This is a genomic window from Bradyrhizobium arachidis (genome assembly GCF_024758505.1).
Taxonomy (GTDB): Bacteria; Pseudomonadota; Alphaproteobacteria; order Rhizobiales; family Xanthobacteraceae; genus Bradyrhizobium; species Bradyrhizobium manausense_C.
Genome location: NZ_CP077970.1, coordinates 4,034,757 through 4,054,495 on the forward strand (window position 1 = coordinate 4,034,757; position 19,739 = coordinate 4,054,495).

The 19,739-nt window shown below is 63.8% G+C and carries 16 protein-coding genes; 5 read left to right on the top strand and 11 right to left on the bottom strand.

Translation table 11 applies throughout. The features are described from left to right. Positions 1-2: 2 nt before the first annotated feature. From KUF59_RS18385 to KUF59_RS18410, 6 genes are all read right to left on the bottom strand, one after another. On the bottom strand, positions 3-1,664 hold the full coding sequence (locus KUF59_RS18385) for an ABC transporter ATP-binding protein (RefSeq protein ID WP_212456642.1): 1,662 nt from the start codon (positions 1,662-1,664) through the stop codon (positions 3-5). Next, positions 1,661-2,515: an ABC transporter permease gene (locus tag KUF59_RS18390; RefSeq protein ID WP_212456641.1), complete on the bottom strand. Its 855-nt coding sequence runs from the start codon at positions 2,513-2,515 to the stop codon at positions 1,661-1,663. The genes KUF59_RS18385 and KUF59_RS18390 overlap by 4 nt, the downstream gene beginning before the upstream one ends. Next, a complete protein-coding gene (locus KUF59_RS18395) occupies positions 2,512-3,462 on the bottom strand; it encodes an ABC transporter permease (RefSeq protein WP_212456640.1) in 951 nt (316 codons plus the stop codon). Before KUF59_RS18395 ends, KUF59_RS18390 begins: the two co-directional genes overlap by 4 nt. 86 nt (positions 3,463-3,548) lie before the next feature. Further along, a complete protein-coding gene (locus KUF59_RS18400; protein WP_212456639.1) occupies positions 3,549-5,153 on the bottom strand; it encodes an ABC transporter substrate-binding protein in 1,605 nt (534 codons plus the stop codon). A gap of 271 nt (positions 5,154-5,424) precedes the next feature. Beyond that, positions 5,425-6,804: an aspartate aminotransferase family protein gene (locus KUF59_RS18405; protein WP_212456638.1), complete on the bottom strand. Its 1,380-nt coding sequence runs from the start codon at positions 6,802-6,804 to the stop codon at positions 5,425-5,427. Positions 6,805-6,816: 12 nt separating this feature from the next. Continuing rightward, complete coding sequence (locus KUF59_RS18410) at positions 6,817-7,659, bottom strand: GNAT family N-acetyltransferase (RefSeq protein ID WP_212456637.1); 843 nt, start codon at positions 7,657-7,659, stop codon at positions 6,817-6,819. Positions 7,660-7,829: 170 nt separating this feature from the next. Between KUF59_RS18410 and KUF59_RS18415 the strand changes: the two genes are divergently transcribed. Beyond that, a complete protein-coding gene (locus KUF59_RS18415; RefSeq protein WP_212456636.1) occupies positions 7,830-8,498 on the top strand; it encodes a haloacid dehalogenase type II in 669 nt (222 codons plus the stop codon). Positions 8,499-8,514: 16 nt separating this feature from the next. Further along, positions 8,515-9,789 (top strand): NAD(P)/FAD-dependent oxidoreductase, encoded by a 1,275-nt coding sequence (locus KUF59_RS18420; protein WP_212456635.1) that lies wholly within the window; start codon positions 8,515-8,517, stop codon positions 9,787-9,789. A gap of 50 nt (positions 9,790-9,839) precedes the next feature. On the opposite strand, the gene KUF59_RS18425 is transcribed toward KUF59_RS18420, so the two are convergent. The 5 genes from KUF59_RS18425 to KUF59_RS18445 form a co-directional block, all read right to left on the bottom strand. After that, positions 9,840-11,297, bottom strand: coding sequence for an NAD-dependent succinate-semialdehyde dehydrogenase (locus tag KUF59_RS18425; RefSeq protein WP_212456634.1), 1,458 nt, complete (start codon positions 11,295-11,297; stop codon positions 9,840-9,842). 17 nt (positions 11,298-11,314) lie between these two features. Then, entirely contained in the window at positions 11,315-12,358 is a 1,044-nt protein-coding gene (locus KUF59_RS18430) for a tartrate dehydrogenase (RefSeq protein WP_212456633.1), read from the bottom strand. 8 nt (positions 12,359-12,366) lie between these two features. After that, a complete protein-coding gene (locus KUF59_RS18435; RefSeq protein WP_212456632.1) occupies positions 12,367-13,830 on the bottom strand; it encodes an aldehyde dehydrogenase family protein in 1,464 nt (487 codons plus the stop codon). Beyond that, entirely contained in the window at positions 13,827-14,120 is a 294-nt protein-coding gene (locus tag KUF59_RS18440) for a cupin domain-containing protein (protein WP_212456989.1), read from the bottom strand. Before KUF59_RS18440 ends, KUF59_RS18435 begins: the two co-directional genes overlap by 4 nt. Before the next feature lie 69 nt (positions 14,121-14,189). Continuing rightward, positions 14,190-15,113, bottom strand: coding sequence for a 2-hydroxyacid dehydrogenase (locus KUF59_RS18445; protein WP_212456631.1), 924 nt, complete (start codon positions 15,111-15,113; stop codon positions 14,190-14,192). Between the two features lie 219 nt (positions 15,114-15,332). Between KUF59_RS18445 and KUF59_RS18450 the strand changes: the two genes are divergently transcribed. From KUF59_RS18450 to KUF59_RS18460, 3 genes are all read left to right on the top strand, one after another. After that, positions 15,333-16,235: a GNAT family N-acetyltransferase gene (locus KUF59_RS18450; RefSeq protein WP_212456988.1), complete on the top strand. Its 903-nt coding sequence runs from the start codon at positions 15,333-15,335 to the stop codon at positions 16,233-16,235. A 663-nt stretch (positions 16,236-16,898) separates the two neighbouring features. Then, positions 16,899-17,489 (top strand): RNA polymerase sigma factor, encoded by a 591-nt coding sequence (locus KUF59_RS18455; protein WP_212456630.1) that lies wholly within the window; start codon positions 16,899-16,901, stop codon positions 17,487-17,489. A 199-nt stretch (positions 17,490-17,688) separates the two neighbouring features. Next, positions 17,689-19,638: a vWA domain-containing protein gene (locus tag KUF59_RS18460; RefSeq protein ID WP_249140115.1), complete on the top strand. Its 1,950-nt coding sequence runs from the start codon at positions 17,689-17,691 to the stop codon at positions 19,636-19,638. Positions 19,639-19,739 lie beyond the last annotated feature (101 nt).

A 19,739-nucleotide genomic window follows, 5' to 3' on the forward strand; every position in this document is an offset into this window, starting at 1 on the left:
TTCTACTGATGGCTATAGGTGCGCACCTCTTCGGCGTTCTGTTTCAGATTGTCGAGCCAGTCGGGATCGAGCTTGGGGACCGAAGAGAACAGCAGCCGCGTATAAGGGTGCTGTGGTGCCGCAAGCCGGGCCGACGTGATCTGCTCGACCTTCTGACCGCGATACATCACGATGATCTCGTCGCAGATCGCCTCGACGACTGATAGGTCGTGGCTGATGAAGATGTAGGAAATCCCGAGCTCGCGCTGCAGCTCCTTGAGAAGCTCGACCACAGCGGCCGCGACGACCGTATCGAGCGCCGACGTGATTTCATCGCACAGGATGAGCGTTGGCTCGGCGGCGAGCGCGCGGGCAAAGTTCACGCGTTGCTTCTGGCCGCCTGACAGCTCCGCTGGCAATCGATGGCGCACGGATTTGGGCAGCCGAACCAGATCGAGTAGCTCGCCGATGCGCGCATCGCAGGCCTTGCCCCTCATGCCGTGGTAGAAGGTGAGGGGGCGACTCAGGATGTCTTCCACCGACTTCGCCGGATTGAGCGCGGTGTCCGCGTGTTGGAACACGATCTGGATCTCACGGAGTTCGTTGCGGGTGCGATTGCGGCCTGCCTTGCCCAATTCGCGCCCGTTGAAGATGATGTCGCCGGCATGAGCGGGCAGGATGCCGGCGATCGCCCGCGCCAGGGTCGACTTGCCGCAGCCGGACTCGCCGATGATGCCGAGATTCCGTCCTCGATCGAGCTTGAGGCTGACCGCCTGTACGGCCTTGATCAGCGGCTGTCCGTCGCGCGAGCGAGGGCCGTAGCCGACCGTCAGGTTGTCGACCTGAAGCAACGGATGCTCCATCACGTCCTCGCCTTCAGGCTCCCGCTGCTGCGTCTTCGGCCTGAACGCAGCCAGCAGCTGCCTTGTATAGGGGTGCTGAGCGTGCTCGAGAATGTCGTTGGTCGTCCCTGTTTCCTGGACCGTGCCGTCCTTGAGAACGACGATGCGGTCGGCGATCTGGGCGACCACGGCGAGATCATGCGAGACATAGACGCCGGCGATGCTGTGCTGCGCCGTGACGGATTTGAATGCCCGCAACACCTCCACTTGCGTGGTGACATCGAGCGCTGTGGTGGGCTCGTCAAAGATGACGACCTTCGGCTGGCCGATCAGGGCCATCGCAGCGGCCAGGCGCTGCAACTGACCGCCCGAGACCTGGTGCGGATAGCGGTTGCCGATCGTTTCGGGCTCCGGCAGCGACAGGGCCTTGAACAGTGAAAGCGCTTTCGCCTGTGCCTCGGCCACCGGCATGAACTTGTGGATCCGCGCCACCTCGATGACCTGATCCATGATGGTGAGCGCAGGGTTGAAGGCAGCCGCGGCGCTTTGCGGGACGTAGGCGACGCTGGTCCCGCGTATGCCGGCACGTTGCGCTTCCGAAAGCTTCACCATATCGACGCCGGCGACCCGCACCTCGCCGCCAGTGATGGCGCAGCCTTGCCGGGCGTAGCCCATCAGCGTCATGGCAATCGTGGTCTTGCCCGAGCCGCTCTCGCCGATGAGGGCGACGATCTCGCCTTGGGCGATGTCGAGGCTGACACCCTTGATGATCTCGACCCGCCTGCCGGCGTCGGTCGTTGCCTCAACCCTCAGATTGCGGATCTCGACGAGGTTTCCCGTCATTCGGCGCTCCGGTCGCGGATCCTGCTCGGCAAATTGTCGATCAGAAGGTTGACGCTGATGGTGAGGCTGGCGATGGCGAGCGAAGGGAAGACCACTGCCGGTGCGCCAAAGGCCAGGCCGCCGATGTTTTCGCGAACCAGCGCTCCCCAGTCGGCGTAGGGCGGCTGCACGCCGAGTCCGAGAAAGGACAGGCCGGATAGCAGCAGCACGATGAAGACGAAGCGCAGGCCGAGATCGGCAAGCACGGGACCAAGAATGTTGGGAAGAATCTCCGAGGCGATCAGATAGGGCAGGCGTTCGCCCCTGATACGGGCGACCACCATGAAGTCCATCGTGTTGACGTTGACAGCCAGAGCGCGGGCGAAGCGATAGGCGCCTGGCGTGTAGATCACCGACAGCGTCCCGATCAGCGCCGGGATCGACGAGCCGACCGCGGCGACCACGACGAGGCCGAACAGCTTGCTGGGTATGGAGTTGAGCGCATCGAGAAAGCGGCTCAGCATGCTGTCGAACCATCCTCCGGCGACTGCCGCGGTCATGCCGAGCGCGACGCCGGTGAAGCAGGCGATGGAGACGGCGGCGAGAGAGATGCCGAGCGTGTAGCGCGCACCCATCAGGATGCGCGAGAAGATATCCCGGCCAAGATAATCGGAACCGAACCACAGTTCGCGGCTCATAGGCCCGAAATAGTCGGTGTCGACGATTTCGCCGACAGAATGCGGGATGATGTTCGGGGCGAAAAGGGCGACGCCGGCCCAGAGAAGGATGATGCCGAGGGCCGACAGGCCCACGAGATTGAAGCGATAGCCGAGCCGCATGCCGAGTCGTCCTGACGATGCCGGTTTCGTCATCGCAGCCTCGGATTGGACAGCACGGCGATGATGTCGGCAGCCGTGATCAGGGTCAGATAACCCAGGCAGAAGATCATCGCGCATGTCTGGATCAGCGGCAGGTCACGGGTCGAAACGGCATCGACCATCAGCTTTGCGACGCCGGGATAGTTGAAGATGGTCTCCACGATGATCACGCCGCCGAGCAGATAGGACAGCGAGAGCGCGACCGCATTGACGATGGGACCGAGCGCATTGGGCAGTGCGTGTCGCAGCACGATCCGGGGGCGCGAGGCGCCCTTGAGGAGCGCCATCTCGACATAGGGCGTATTCAATGTCTCGACCACGGCGGCACGGGTCATGCGGATCATCTGGGCCGAAACGCCGAATGTGAGTGTCATGACCGGCATGGCGTAGATCCGCAACAGGTCAGAGAACGACTTGACCTCGTTGGTGAGGGAGAGGGCCGGCAGCCATTTGAGGTAGACTGCGAAGAGCAGCACCGCCAGCGTCGCGATCATGAATTCCGGCACCGAGATGATGCCGATGGTCCCGACGGTCACGATGCGGTCGTACGGCGTGCCGCGCCACATCGCGGCGGTGATGCCGAGCGTCAGCGCGAGCGGCACCGCGATCGAGGCGGTCAAACCCGCGAGCTTCATCGTGTTGACAAACCGCCCGCGTATCAGATCGGCGACCGGGACGTTATTCGCATAGGACCTGCCGAAATCGCCCTGGAAGAGGCCGGCTATCCATCTCAGGAATCGAACGATCGCGGGATCATTGAGATGCATGGCCTTGCGCAGACCCTCGATGGCCTCGGGCGTTGCGGACTGCCCGAGCAGGATCGTGGCGGTATCGCCGGGCAAGAGCGCGGTGGCAAAGAAGACGGCAAACGAGACGATCACGAGTGTGATCATGGCGATGAGAAGCCGGCTCACCACAAGCGACGCAACTTGCTTTTTCACAATCGGGCTCCCGCACCACGCCGGTCATTTTCTTCGGCTCGGGCTCCAATATCAGGACCCCGAGCCGTGACCTCGCCATGCGCCGGTCAGGCGGTCAGCCAGACGTATTCGGCGAAGGCGTAGCCCATCATACCGCCGAGCGGGTTGGGCTCCAGCCCCTTCAGCTTGGCGTTGATGGCGTCCACGTTGGAGATGTAGGCCGGAATGATGGTGCCGGCCTGCTCCGACACCAGGACCTGCATCTCATTGTAGATCTCGCGGCGCTTGGCCTGATCGAGCGAGCCGCGGGCCTCGACCAGCAGCTTGTCGAATTTCTCCGAGACGAAGCGGCTCTCGTTCCATGGCGCATCCGACTTGTAGAGCAGGGAGAACAGGATGTCGGGCGTCGGACGTGGGTTGATGTTGCCGAAATGGATCGGTGCCTTCAGCCAGTAATTGCTCCAGTAGCCGTCGGAGGGCACGCGCTTCATGTCGAGCTTCATACCGATCTGCGCGGCTGAGGCCTGGATGATCATGGCCATGTCGATGGCCGAACCCGGCGCCTCTGACGTGATGACCTCGATGGTCTGACCGAGGACGCCGGCCTTCTGGAAATGGAATTTGGCCTTGTCCGGGTCGAACGTTTTGGGCTTGAGGGCGGCGTTGTGGTAGACATTGGCGGGCGACACAGGCTGGTCGTTGCCGACGACGCCGAAGCCGCGCAGCGCCGATTTGACGATCTGCTCGCGGTTGACGACGTATTTCATGCCTTCCACGAAATCCCGGTTGTTGCCGGGCGCCATGTCCATGCGGATGTTCAGGTCGGTGTAGGTGCCCGACGTGGTCGTGGACAGCGCGAAGCCCTCCTTGCCGTCGAGCAGGCGCACCGACCGTGGGTTGATCGAGGCACCGAGATGGATGTCTCCGGACAGCAGGGCGTTGATCCGGGCATTTTCATCGGGGATCGCGAAGAACTCGAATGAATCGACGTTCGGGCCGCTCTTGAAGTAGTTCGTATTCCGCACGCCGATCGAGCGCTCGCCGGGGGTGAACTGTTTGCACTTGAACGCGCCGGTGCCGTTACCCGAGGAGAAGTCGGTGGTGCCGTCGGCAACGATCATGAAGTGATGCATGGACAGGATTGTCGGCAGGTCCGCGTTCGGGCTCGCTAGCGTGACCTCGACGGTGGTCTTGTCGACGGCCTTGAAGTCGGCCATCTGGGACGCGATCGCCGCGACCTTCGATCCGGTGGCCTTGTCCAGATGGCGCTTCAGCGAAAAGACGACGTCGTCGGCGCTGAGCTCCTTGCCGCTGTGGAAGGTGACGCCCTTCTTCAGCTTGATCGTCCAGGTCTTGGCATCGCCGCTCTCGATCGATTCGGCGAGTTCCATCTGCGGCATGCCGCTCTGGTCGAGGAACGTCAGACGATTGTAGAAGGAACAACAGCGAACGTAATCGGTCGAGAGCGAAGCCTTGGCCGGATCGAGTGTGTCAGCGGTGGAGGACGACCAGGCTGCGGCCTTCAGCGCGCCGCCCTTCACGGGTGTCGCAGCAACCGCGTCCGATGCGCGGCCGAAGATCGTGCCGGCGGCAGCCAGGGCCACTCCATTCGCGAGCATCATCTTCAGCAGGTCGCGGCGCGAAGCCCCGCGCCGAATGGCGCTCTCGATCATGGCATCGTCTGAACAGGACCAGTTCGTCGTATCGCTCATATCAATCCCCTCGCTGGCTAAGACTACGGCTATGCTGCGGTGAGCGGCAGATTATTCTGCCGCGCCATTTGTGGCCGATGCCGGCGTGCTGCCGTCATCTTGACGATTGCCGCGTTTCCACTCAGGACTGCACTCTTCCCGCGATCAAAGTCTCGCAGGATAGGCCCGCGGCTTCCGCCGAAAAAACCGCGAGCCGCGGCACAAAATTGCGAAGATGCCTCTGTTTCTAGTATTTCGGACCTGCTTGCAGCCGGCTCATTGTGCATGCCTATTAATGTTGCAGTGCGGCGCGAACTTCGGCATCGGCCAGCGTATCGTCGAGCGTCTTGGCGGTGCGCTCGATGATGGCTTCGATATCTGACTCCGAGCAGCAGAGCGGCGGCGCATAGCCCAACACGCCCGTCGGGAAAGCCCGGATGACGAGACCGTTCTTCCAGGCACGCTCGAAGATGCGCTTGGCCGGCTCGGCCGCAGCCGGAAGTGGTGTCTTGCGTTGCTTGTCGGTGACGAGTTCGATGGCGGCCAGCATGCCACGGCCGCGCACATCCCCGACAAGGGGATGATCCCTGAGCGACTGAAGGCCAGTCATCAGACGGGCGCCCGCCTTTGCGCCATTCGTAAGCAAGCCGTTTTCGTATAGGTGCAGCACTTCCAGGGCCACTGCGGCACTGACCGGATGCGCGGAGTAGGTGTAACCGTGGCCCACGGCGCTGGAGCCCGCCGCATCGGCAATCGTGTCATAGACGTGATCCGACATGAAGACCGCGCCCATCGGTACGTATCCGGACGTCAATCCCTTGGCGACGGTCATGAGATCGGGGACGATGTCGTCCTCGCTGCATGCGAACAGCGGTCCGGTCCTGCCGAACCCGGTGATGACCTCGTCCGCCACGAACAGGATGCCATGCGCCTTGCATCGCGCGCGCATCGCTTTTATCCAGCCCTTCGGCGGCACGAGCACGCCGCCAGATCCCTGGATCGGCTCGGCGTAGAACGCGGCAACGCGTTGCGGGCCTCCGATCTCCTCGATCTTCGCATCGAGCGCGGCCAGCGAAGCCGCAATGATGGCGTCCCCGTCGTCTCCGGCCGGATTGCGATAAACATAGTGCGAGGGGATCCTGTGCTGCCAACTGAGCGGCACGCCGAACCCTGCATGGAAGGCGGGCAGGGCCGTCAACCCGGCGCCGACGGTCGAAGATCCATGATACCCCTGTTCGACCGAGATGAAATGCTCGCGCTGCGGCTCGCACCTTGCGTGCCAGTAGTAACGGATGAAACGCACTGTGCTGTCGACGGCGTCAGAACCGCCCAGCGTGAAATAGAGGTGGTTGAGGTCGCCGGGAGCGCGCTGGGCAAGCTCGGCCGCAAGCCGGATTGCGGGCTCCGAGCCGAGGCTGAAATAGCCGGTCGCGTAGGGGAGCTCCTGCATCTGCCTGGCGGCGGCCGCAACGATGCTCTCGTGCCCATAGCCGGCATTGACGCACCAGAGCCCGGCAAAGCCGTCCACGAGCTGATGTCCGGACGCGTCCGTTACCGTCGCGCCCTTGGCCGATTTCAGCACCCTGACGCCGGACGCTTCGTGCCCTCGATAGGACGCGACCGGGTGGATGAGGTGGGCTCGATCGAGCTCGATGAGAGAATTGCTGAGCATCAAGGTCTCCGCTTATCCGAAAGCCTGGCTGGCGAGGGCGAATGTGGTGGGCGATGTGCCGGCGGATCGCACGTCGGCGGGACGCTGCATGGCAATGCCTTCGTCGACCCGGAGGAGCCCCTTGTCGATGAGCCAGGGCCCCAATCGAGATGCGTCGGCGGTGTCCACGCGAACAAAGCATCCTTCGCGCCCGGCCATGAAATAGGCGAGCAGTGACTGCGCGTCGTCCGCGTTCGCGGCCACGACAGGACCGATCACCTCACCTCGGCCGAAGGCGCGCTGCGCCGCAAACCCGGTGACGCTTCGGCCGTTATCTCGCACGGCGAGACGGCCGGCCTTCGCAAGGGTGCGGAGCAAATCCTCCCGGTCGGCGCCATACGCGCTCCTGTCGAGTGCGATGATCTCGCGGATGTCTTGCGGCTCTGCCGGCCGGACATTGGCAGGCGGCATGACGCGCAAGGCTGGCCCCTGATGCTGGACGATGGTTCCGGTCCGGCAAAAGCCGAGTTTCTGATAGAGCGGCAGACCCTCGCTGGTTGCAACGAGCCTTAGCGTGCGCGATCCCGCCAATGCGATGGCGGCCTCCAGGAGGTGGCGGCCCAATCCGCGCCCGCGGGCGGATTCATCGACGATGACCATGTTGATGGTCGCGAGGTCCTGCTTGTAGGGCGTCATCAGGACCGTTCCGAGCACGGTCGTGGTGTCAGCGTCCAGCGCGACGAGGCCCGCGCTGAGGCCGAGCGCCAATTGCCAGTCCTCGAGGCGGTGTGGCCAGTTGGCTTGGCGCGAAAGGCGCAACGCACCGTCGAGATGTTCGGGGCGGAAGGTGGTGAGCGGGATGGTGCTCTCTGTCATTGACTCATGTTCCTGTCGCCCGCCAGTCTCGTCTCTTGGCGACGTGCAGATCGTCTGAAGGCCGCGGTGCGAACGATATCTTCCACCGCAGCCGGCGGAAAAGCCGCATCTTATGCCGCGCAGCTGTTCTATTGTCGTGGCGCTGATATCGCGCGCACCAGGACAGGATGATGAGCCAGTTTCGCCCGAAATACGTGACCTTCGATTGCTACGGCACGCTGACGAATTTCCAGATGGCGGAAGCCGCGCAGGACCTCTATCGCGCGCAGCTCCCCGAGGCGCAGATGGCGGCTGTCGTGAGGGATTTCGCGGCGTATCGGCTCGACGAGATACTCGGTGCCTGGAAGCCCTATGCCGACGTGATCCACAACGCGCTGGAGCGCGCCTGCAAGCGCAATGGCGTCGCCTTCAAGCCCGAGCATGCGCAGATGGTCTACGAGCGCGTGCCGAGCTGGGGGCCGCATGCCGACGTTCCGGCCGGCCTTGCCAGGGTCGCCAAGGAGATTCCGCTCGTCATCCTCTCCAACGCCATGAATGCGCAGTTGCCGTCCAACGTCGCCAAGCTCGGGGCGCCGTTTCACGCCGCGCTTACGGCCGAACAGGCCCAATCCTACAAGCCGCGCATGAAGGGCTTCGAGTTCATGTTCGATACGCTCGGCTGCGGTCCCGAGGACGTGGTGCACTGCTCCTCGTCCTTCCGCTACGACCTGATGACGGCGCACGACCTCGGCATCAAGAACAAGGTGTGGGTCAATCGGGGGCACGAGCCCGCAAATCCCTATTATGGCTATGTCGAGATCAAGGACATCGGCGGCCTGCCTGCCGTGTTCGGGCTCTGAGCCGGCAGGATCTGCGGTGAAATACGTCTCCTACTGGCACGATACCGCACCAGGCTTCTCCGGCGGCGCCGAGGGGCCGGTCGAGGGACACTATGACGTTGCGGTGATCGGCGGCGGCTTCACGGGTCTTGGAGCTGCGCGCCAGCTCGCGAAGGCGGGAACGAAGGTCGTCGTTCTCGAGGCGGACCGGGTGATCGGCGGCGCATCGGGCCGGAACGGAGGCCATCTCAACAATGGTCTCGCCCACAGCTATCTCGCCGCCAAGGCTGAATTGGGCAAGGAACAGGCAATCGCGCTTTACCGCGCGCTCGACTCCTCGATCGACACGCTCGAAGCGCTGATTGAGGAGGAGGGCATCGCGTGCGATTTCCGCCGCGCCGGCAAGCTGAAACTCGCCTCCAAGCCGAACCATTTCGATGCCATCGCCCGGAACTTCGATGCGGTCCACCGTGAGGTGGATCCGGAGACTGCGCTGCTGTCCCCCAAGGATCTGAGCCTGGAGATCGGCTCGCCCTTCTTCGGCGCGATGCTCTCGAAGAAGAGCGCGATGATGCATATGGGTCGCTACGGCGTCGGGCTGGCCGAGGCGGCCAAGCGCCGCGGGGCGGTCATCTTCGAGAACGCACCGGTCACGTCGCAGGCGCGCGAAGGATCGCGCCATCGCCTGGCGACGTCGCGCGGCAGCGTGACCGCCGATCAGGTGCTGCTGGCGACCGGCGCCTACACCACGCCGAACTTCGGCTATTTCCGTCGGCGCATCGTCGCCGTCGGCAGCTTCATCATCGCGACCCGGCCGCTGGACGCAGCCGAAATCGCGGCGACCATGCCGGGCAACCGCACCTGCGTCACCTCGGTGAATATCGGCAATTACTTTCGGCTGGCTCCCGACAATCGCCTGATCTTCGGCGGGCGGGCGCGCTTCTCGGCGACATCCGATCAGCGTTCCGACGCCAAGAGCGGCACCATTCTCGTCGACGGTCTCACCCGAATCTTCCCGCAGCTCGCCGGCATACCGATCCACTATTGCTGGGGCGGGCTCGTCGACATGACCAGCGACCGCTTCCCGCGCGCCGGCTATCAGGACGGGTTCTGGTATGCGATGGGCTATTCGGGCCACGGCGCACAGCTCTCGACCCATCTCGGCATGACCATCGCCGACGCGATGCTTGGACGTGAAGATCACAACCCGATGAAGGGCCTCGACTGGCCCGCGGTGCCCGGCCATTTCGGCAAGCCATGGTTCCTGCCGCTGGTCGGAATGTACTACAAGATGCTTGATCGCGTGCAGTAGCGCGAAGCATGCAAGAGCGCGGTCAGACGCTCTTGCCGCTCTGTCGTCGCTCAGCCCAATCCGCCGATATGGAAGGTCTTCATTTCGAGGTATTCCTCGATCCCGACCTGTGCCCCTTCGCGTCCGACGCCGGATTGCTTGACGCCGCCGAAGGGCGCGACTTCCGTCGATACCATGCCGGTGTTGAGGCCGACCATGCCGGCCTCGATCGCCTCGGCCACGCGCCACGACCGCTTCAGGTTCGAGGTGTAGAAATAGGCGGCAAGCCCAAAGGGCGTCGCATTTGCGATCGCGATCGCCTCTTCGTCGGTCTCGAAACGGAACAGGGGGGCGACCGGACCAAAGGTTTCCTCGTGCGCGAGCACCATGTCGGTGGTCGCCTCGGTCAGGACGAGCGGCGCGGTGAACTGCGCACCCTTGGGCAGCGCGGCCGGCCGCGTCGCGATGCGCCCGCCCTTGGACAGGGCGTCGGTGACATGGCGGTTGATCTTGCTGATCGCCGCCTCGTTGATCATCGGTCCGATCGCCACACCGGGCTCGAGGCCCGATCCGACCTTCATCTCGTTGACACGGGCGACAAGCTTCTCTGCGAAGACGTCATAGACGCCGGCCTGCACCAGGATCCGGTTGGCGCACACGCAGGTCTGGCCGCCATTGCGGAACTTTGACGCAATCGCACCCTCGATCGCGAGATCGAGATCGGCGTCATCAAAGACGATGAAGGGCGCGTTGCCGCCGAGCTCGAGGCTGACGCGCTTGACGCTGTCCGCGGCGCCGCGCATCAGCAGCGAGCCGACGCGTGTCGAGCCTGTGAACGAGATCTTGCGCACCGTCTCGTTGGCCATGATCTCGGCGCCGATTTCGGCAGGCATGCCCGTGACGACGTTGATGACGCCCGCGGGAATTCCGGCACGCTCGGCCAGCACGGCGAGGGCCAGCGCCGAATAGGGCGTGAAATCGGACGGCTTGATCACGACGGTGCACCCCGCAGCAAGCGCGGGAGCCACCTTGCGCGTGATCATCGCGTTCGGGAAATTCCATGGCGTGATGATGCCGCACACGCCCACCGGCTCCTTGAGAACGATGATGCGCCGATCAGCCGTCGGCGAGGGGATCGTCGTCCCGCCGATGCGCCGGGCCTCCTCCGCGAACCATTTGACGAAGGAGGCGCCGTAGCGGATCTCACCCTTGGCTTCCTCCAACGGCTTGCCCTGCTCGAGCGTCAGGATGCGCGCCAGATCGTCCAGATGCGCGATCATCACGCCATGCCAGGCTTCCAGCAGCGCGGCGCGCTCGGCATTGGTTTTTGTGCGCCAGGCTGCATAGGCCTTCGCGGCCGCGGCAATGGCGGCGCGCGTGTCGTCCCGCCCCATGTCCGGTACGGTCCCGAGAACGGTCTGCGTCGCCGGGTCGATCACGTCGATCGTCGCGCCCGAGAGGGCGCGGCGCCATTGGCCGCCGATCAGGCCCTGCTGCCGGAAGAGATCTTTGTCGCTCAGCTTCTGCATCTGATGCTCCTTGTCGATCAAGCGAGACGGGAAAGTACTGCTGCGGTGATGGCTTCGGTGCGCTCCTTGCCGGGAATCGTGCCGATCCCCTGGGAGGTAGCGACGGCCAGCGCCGCCATGACACGTGCTGCCGCTTTGGTCTCGCCAAGATGCTCGAGCATCATCGCCCCGGACCAGATGGCCGCGATCGGATTGGCCGTGCCGAGATGGGCGATGTCGGGGGCCGATCCGTGAACGGGCTCGAACATCGACGGGGCGTTGCGCTCCGGATTGATGTTGGCGGAGGCGGCAAAGCCGAGCCCGCCCTGGATCGCTGCGCCGAGATCGGTCAGGATGTCGCCGAACAGGTTGGAGGCGACGACGACGTCGAGGCTCTCCGGCGCCATCACCATGCGCGCGGCGATCGCATCCACGTGATAGCTCGTGCATTCGACGTCCGGATAGTCGGCCGCGACCAGCCGTGTCACCTCGTCCCAGAAGACCATCGAATATTTCTGGGCGTTCGACTTGGTGACCGAGGCCAGCTTCTTGCGCCGCTTGCGCGCCTGCTCGAATCCGAACCGCAGGATCCGTTCGACACCGGCGCGCGTGAACACCGAGGTCTCGACCGCGATTTCGGCGGAGGTGCCCTGATGCACGCGCCCGCCGGCGCCCGAATATTCGCCTTCGGTGTTCTCGCGGATGCAGAGGATGTCGAACGCGGTCGTCTTCAGCGGACCGTTGACGCCCGGAAGCAGCCGATGCGGCCGGACATTGGCATACTGAGCGAAGCCCTTGCGGATCGGCAGAAGCAGGCCGTGCAACGACACGGCATCGGGCACTTCGGCCGGCCAGCCGACGGCGCCGAGCAGAATCGCATCGAACTTTTCGAGCGTCTTGATGCCGTCAGCAGGCATCATCGCGCCGGTTTCCTTGTAATAGGCGCAGGACCACGGAAATGTCGTGCCTTTGAGTGCAAAGCCCGAATGCTTGGCGGCGGCCTCGAGCACGGTCCGTGCGGCATCCGTCACGTCGCGGCCGATGCCGTCGCCGGGGATGAGTGCGATTGCGTAGGTTTTCATGAGAACCCCTAGACCTGGATGAGCACGCTCTTCGAGCGGCGGTTGGCGTGATAGGCTTCGCGGCCGAGATCCTTGCCGATGCCGGAGTGCTTGTAGCCTCCGGTCGGCAGGATGTGATCGCGCGATCGGCCGTAACGATTGACCCAGACGGTGCCCGCGGGAAGGGCGCGCGTGATCCGCATCACGCGCGAGACGTCGCGGGTGAAAAGCCCGGCGGCAAGACCGTAGGTCGGGTGGTCGGCGAGCGCCAAGGCTTCTTCCTCGGTCCTGAATGTCTGAAGCGTCAGCACTGGCCCGAAGATCTCCTCGGTAATGGCGGGAGACGATTGATCCATCTTTGCAAGCAGGGTCGGCGTATAGAAATAACCCTTGCCCTCCATCGGCTCGCCGCCGGTCAGGCACTCGGCGCCCTTTGCGCGGGCCGCTCGCACGGTCGTGTGCATCCGCGACCGCTGCGTCTCGGAGATGATCGGCGAGTAGGTGGTTGCGGCGTCCCAGGTGGGGCCAGCACGGACCGCCTGCATGCGGGCGATGATGGCTTCGACCAGCGGCTCGACCGCGGAGAAATGGGCGATGAGCCGCGATCCGGCGACACAGGCCTGGCCGGCATTTGCGAGGATGCTGCCGGAAATCGCGGCAGCGGCCTGATCGATGTCGGCATCGGCGAAGACGATCTGCGGGCTCTTGCCGCCAAGCTCGAGCGTCATCGGCTTGATGCCCGTGCGCGCGATGTTGGCCATGATGGCAGCGCCCGCACTGGTCGATCCGGTGAAGCTCACTTTCGCGATGTCGGGATGCCCGGTGATGGCGGCGCCGGTCGTCGGCCCGTCGCCGATCACGATGTTGATGAGCCCGGCAGGCATGCCCGCCTTCACCGCCAATTGGGCGAGAAGGATGGACGAGAACGGGGTCATTTCGGACGGCTTCAGCACGACGGCGTTGCCCGCAGCGAGGGCCGGCCCGAGTTTCCATCCCGCCATGTTCACCGGAAAATTCCAGGGTGTGATGGCCCCGACGACCCCGTAAGGCTCGGTCATGATCATGCCGAGGTGCGCATCATCGGTGGGCACGAGGTCGCCGCCCTCCTTGTCGGCGAATTCGGCGAAGAAGCGGATCTGCTCCGCGGTGATCGCGATGTCTCCCGCAACGAGTTGACTGATCGGGCGCGTGGATGAAATCGCCTCGACCTTGGCGAGCGCCTGGGCTTCATGCTCGATGAGATCGGCCCAGCGCTTAAGGACGCTGGCTCGTTCGCGCGGTCGCACGCCACCCCAGTTGCTGGTCTTCAGAGCCTTCCTGGCGGTTTGAACGGCCTCGTCCACCGTCTCCGTCGAGGCGACCGGACACTTGGCGTAGAACGCGCCGTCCGAAGGCCGGTGCAGCGGAAGCAGACCGGGAGACTCCAGCAGCCGATCGCCGATGAAGTGGCCGATCGGCAGCGGAATCTGATCGGGATCGAAGCTCAGGCTCATGACACCGTGACGTAGATCTTGCGAACGGTCTCGATCGTCTTCCAAACGCCGGTGAAGCCGGGCTTCATGACGAAGCTGTCGCCGGCTCTGAACGTGATCGGATCGCCGCCATCCGGCGTAATCTCGATCATGCCGGCGAGGATATGACAGAACTCGAACGTTTCCCCTTTGATCGAGCGCGTCTCGCCCGGCGTGGCTTCCCACACGCCGGTGTGCACGAGCTCTCCTTTGGCCTCGTCCTGTGCCCAGGTCTTGAAGTGGGGCGCGCCGGCAATGAGCCGCTCCGGCATCGGGCTGGATTCCTTCGGGGCGAAAGTCGGGTGGGGGTCGATCCGTTTCAGCAGCAAGTTGAGCTCCTCTCAGTAACCACGGGTCCGATCGACGACCCCGACAAGGTCGAGGCCCGCTTCATATCGCTTGATGTTGTCGATGACCGCGCGAGCGGCAGTGTCCGCCTGGGTTACACTCGCCACATGCGGGGTCAGCAGCACTTTCGGGTGGGCCCACAGGGCATGATCGCCGGGCAGCGGCTCCGGTTCAGTCACGTCGATGACGGCACCGGCGAGCTGACCCGCATCGAGAGCCGTGAGGAGCGCATGGGAATCGAGCTGGGCGCCGCGCCCCGCGTGGACGAGGGCCGCGCCTTTCGGCAACTGCGCAAAAAGTTCGCGATTCAGGAGCCCGCGCGTGGCCTCGGTGAGGGGCAGCAGGCAGACGAGGATGTCAGTTTCGCCGAGCATCTGGCTGAGGCCGGCATCGCCGCTGTATGTTGCGACGCCTTCGATCGTCTTGCCCGACCGGCTCCAGCCGCCCAAGCGGAAGCCGAAAGGCCTCAGGCTCTCCAGCACGGCGCGGCCGAGTACGCCAAGTCCGAGGACCCCGACCTGTCGGTCGGTCGCCTGCTTCTGCGGCAGAGCCCGCCATTCGCGGCGCCGCTGCAAATCAAGATAGGTCGGGATGTTGCGGTGAAGCGCCAGCACCGCGAGGGTGACATATTCCTGCATCATCCGGATGATGCCGTCTTCCACCATCCGGACCACCTTGACCCCGGGCGGGATCGCTGCCAGCGGAAATTGATCGATGCCCGCCCCAACCGAGAACAGGATTTCAAGGTTACGGTATTGTTCGAGCGCCTCCGGGACGGACCAGGTGATGATATAACGTATATCGGCTGGAGAGACCGTGGCCGGAGCAATTGTGAAGGGCAGGCGAGGGAGCTCGCGCGCGAAGGCCTCACGGAAAACAGCCCCACGCTGTGCGTCGGAATTGAAGAGAAAGGTCATTGTCGAATTCGGACGCGCAGAGAATGGTAAACTTGCCGGATTGAACCATGCTATCGGACCCGCAATTTCAGTCGGTGCCGAATGCGGTTGCGATTTGGTGGAATGTTTCGTTGGACGGCTGTTCCAGAACGCAATCTGCGGCGGGGCTCGGTGTAAGCTGAGCCTGACCGAGCTCGGAGCCGCCGACTTCGACCGATGTCGAGCCGATCAGGGGGCGACATGAAATCCCGCACGACCAGTTCGCTGACGATCGACGCATTCGACGCGCGTGCGGTCGACATCGATACGGTGGAGCTCGATCAGCTTTATACGCTCTCGATCGGCGTCGGCTGGCCGCACCGTCCGGAGGACTGGCAGTTTCTGCGTGACACCGGCCACGGCATCGTCGTTCACGATGAAATCGGACGGGTACTGGGATCCGCCATGTGGTTCCCCCACGGGGCGGATTTTGCCACTGTCGGCATGGTCATCACCTCGCCGCGCCTTCAGGCACTTGGCACGGCTCAATGGCTCATGAAGCGCGTTCTATCCGCAGCCCGCGGACGCAATCTCCGCCTCAATGCCACGCATGCAGCGCGTAAGCTCTATCTTTCGCTCGGCTTCCGCCGCGAACGAACGGTGTTCCAGCGCCAAGCAGAGGTGCAGCGGTTCGGTGAGATGCCGCGCCTTCCCGAAGGAGTCGAGCTGCGGGAGCTGGATCGTAAGGACCTGCCGGCCATCGCTGAACTCGATGCACAGGCGTTTGGCGCCTCGCGCCTTGATCTGCTCGCGGCCCTCCTGGAGCAATCCACCGGGTTCGGGCTCTCTCGGCATGGTCGCCTCGAAGCGTTCGCGCTGTGCCGCCCGTTTGGGCGAGGGCACGTCGTGGGTCCTGTGGTCGCGTCAAACGACGAGGACGCGATCGTGGTGGCTGCGCCGCATGTCGAGGCCCATGAAGGACGATTCCTAAGGGTCGACACGCACCTCGCCGACGGTGAGTTCTGTGCCTTCCTCGCCCGATCCGGCCTTGCTTTTTTCGACACTGTCACAACGATGTCGCTCGGGGGTGAGTTTCGCGATCCGAATGAGTGCTCCGGAAAGCAACCCGTAACTTACGCGCTCGCAAGTCAAGCGCTCGGTTAAGCTCAAATCTTTGGACGCCCGCCATGCGGGCGTTTTGCAGTTGAAATTCCTTAGGCCGATCAAAGCCACAGCTGGAAAGGATCCACGCTAGTCCATTCCGGGCGGATCGAGTCAAGGAGTGCGTCGGATTCTGGCGCAAAGCGGACCTTCTTCGCTGAATGTCGCTCTTCCTTGCTTCAGTTGGCTCAAACTGGCCCATGATTCAAAGACTTAGCGAGAGGGGGCGGATTTCATTCTGACAAGTGGGCTGCTTTACGCGTCCTCATGCTCGCTTTCCCATCGATTGTTTCATCTCATAGCTTTCGCCGTGCGACCGGTTGAAGCGATGCCAATTGGCCCGCGCCAGGCCCAACGCTTGAAAGCCCAGGTCGCCCAGAACTGTGCTCGCCGCCACGATGCTTGCGTTGCCACCTCCGTAGAGCGCTGTAGGGCCTTGGGGTCGCGCCGTCCGGGAATTTTTTTTCTGACCTGGCCAAGGATTCCGGCGCCTCGTTCGTCTCAATCCGTGAATGCCCGGAAATCTCCTCCCGGGCACCCCCCGGGCCTATGGCTGGAGTTCCTATGGTAGTGATAAAGCGCATGCGCTCGCAGTCCTGGACGGGACCGTCGCAGGGACCGGGTAACGTTCCTGATGCTCAATCCCGTCGGCCTTGAGGAGAGGGCATGGGGGGCACCATTCAGCTTATGACCGCAGAGGTGACTGAGCCGCCGGATGGCGGCGCCACGGATGACGACCTCGTCAGTCTGGCCACGCAGGGCAACCGTGCCGCATTCGAAGCCTTGTTGCGGCGTCACTACGACCTCATGCACCGCGTTGCGTGGCGCATGACTGGCTCCCAGACCGACGCGCAGGACATTTGCCAGGATGTCTGCTGCGCGCTGGTGGAACGGATCGCTTCTTTCAGGGGGGAGGCGAAGTTCACAACCTGGCTGGTCGGCATCGTGCGTAACGCCTGCCATGACCACCATCGGCGCCATTCGACGTTGACGCGCCTGAAAGGCCATCTCGCCGTTCTTGCCGACATGGCGGCGCCGCCCGATGGCCGGGATCTCTTTCGCCGCAGCTGGCTCGCGAGCGAGCTGGCGCGGCTTTCGCCGCTGCTGCGGGAGACGGTCGTGCTTGTGGTCGGCGAAGGCATGACGCACGCGGAGGCGGCCACGGCGCTCGGCGTCTCCGAGTCGACCATTTCCGGCCGCATGCATGAGGTGAGGCGACAGGCAGGTCTTGCGAAGGACATTGGCGATGAGTTCTGATCACGACATCATGCGTTTGCCCGACCCTCCGCCGCCTGCGCCGGACGCGCGTGCCGCGGCCGTGCAACAGGCGCTGCTGCGCTTCGATCAAAAAAGCGCCGGCCAAAAAAATCCTGAGAACATCCAAGGAATGATGACTGACATCCGTCTCATCGAGCGAACCGCTGCGCCTTTGCGCCGGTCACGCGAGAGGATTGTCATGAATCGTACGCGATATCTCCTGGCCGCCAGCCTGGCCTGCCTTGTTGCCGGATCGGGCGCATATCTCCATCTCGTGCGGTCGCCGCAGTTGCAGAACGGCTTTGTGGCCGTCGAACAGAAGGTGGCGAGCAACGACGTCGCTCAAGCTCCTTCGACTGTGCAAGCAAAGGAGAAAGGCGAAAGCCAGGCGCAGTCGCAAACGCAAATCCAAACCGCCCCTCCGGTCGCAAAGCCCGACCAGGGATCGGCCACGCCGCCGCTTGCTGCGGCGCCGCCTCCCGCCAAGCTGCAGACGGAAGATCGGGTCGCCAGCATGTTTTCGCAGCCGTCTTCCTCGCCGGCGGCCGCCGGAAAGATACTGCCGCTCCCGTCCGGTCGTGGCCGATTTGCGGAGCCGACTGATCAGAGCCCCATGCGTGCGCCGCCGTCAGCACCCGCGCTGAAAATGGCGCAGGCCGAAGACTCGCGGGCTAACGCCCCGCGCGAGCACGCTCCTGGCGTGCCCGAGCCTGTCGGCCGCGACAAGTTTGCCAATGCACCGGAAAATGCCTTCAAGGTCGCGCGCGATGCGCCCGTCTCGACATTCTCCATCGATGTCGATACGGCGTCGTACGCGTTCGTCCGTGCACAGCTCAATCGCAATGTCCTACCGCCGCCCGCGTCCGTCCGGACCGAGGAGCTGATCAATTACTTTCCCTATGCCTATGAAGCGCCGGCATCGGCGAACGAACCGTTCCGGGCCAACGTCGCCGTGTTTCCGAACCCCTGGGCGGAAGGCCGCAAGCTCATTCGCGTCGGTGTCAAAGGCTATGCGCTGCAGCAGACAAACAGGCCGCGCGCAAATCTCGTGTTCCTGATCGATACGTCGGGCTCGATGCAGCCGCAAAACCGGTTGCCGCTCGTGAAGCAGTCGCTCGCCATGCTCGTTACACAGTTGCAGCCCGAGGACCGCATCGCGATCGTGACCTATGCGGGGAATGCTGGCACGGCGCTTGAACCCACTTCCGTGTCCGAGAAGGCGAAAATCCTGGCGACGATCGACCGGCTCGAGGCCGGCGGCAGCACGGCGGGCGCCGAGGGCATCCGGCAAGCCTATAGGCTTGCGGAGCAGAATTTTGACGCCGGCGGCGTCAACCGCGTCATCCTCGCTACCGACGGCGACTTCAATGTCGGGATCACGAACAAGGATGAATTGAAAGGTTTCGTCGAGCGTCAGCGCGAAAAGGGCGTTTTCCTGTCCGTGCTCGGCGTCGGTATGGGCAATTACAACGACGCGATGGCGCAGGCGCTTGCGCAGAACGGCAACGGCGTCGCCGCCTACATCGATACGATCAACGAAGCGCGCAAGGTGCTGGTCGAAGAGGCAAGTTCGACGCTGTTTCCGATCGGCAAGGATGTGAAGATCCAGGTCGAGTTCAATCCCGCGGCTGTCGCCGAGTATCGGCTCATCGGCTACGAGACGCGACTTCTCAATCGCGACGACTTCGCCAACGACAAGGTCGACGCCGGCGATGTCGGCTCGGGGCAAACCGTGACGGCGCTCTACGACATCGTGCCTGTCGGCGGACCTCGCGTGGTCGACGATCTCAGATACGGTGCGCAAGCCTCGGCGGGCGGCTCGCCGTCGCCGGCCGAATATGCCTTCGTCAAGATTCGCTACAAGCTGCCGCGGTCCAATCAAAGTGTGCTGACCAGCACACCCGTCGATCGCGCATCGGAGGTTGGCCGTTTCGAGGACGCCCCGCTCGATGCCCGCTTTGCAACAAGTGTGGCCGCGTTCGGCGAGATTCTACGTGGCGGAAAGCACACCGGCCGGTTCGGCTATGACGACGTGCTGCGTATCGCCTCGGCAGCGCGCGGCGACGATCCTTACGGCTATCGCTCCGAGTTCCTTCAGTTGGTGCGCGCGGCGAAAACTGCGAGTGCAATGCAGCCGCTGCGCCCGTGATCAATTTTCGATTTAGGCCAGCGCGCCCATTCTGGCATGGCCAGGAAGCGGAGGAAAAGTTGCCCCCGCTTCCGGCCCTGCGAACCCGGTGCGAAGCCATC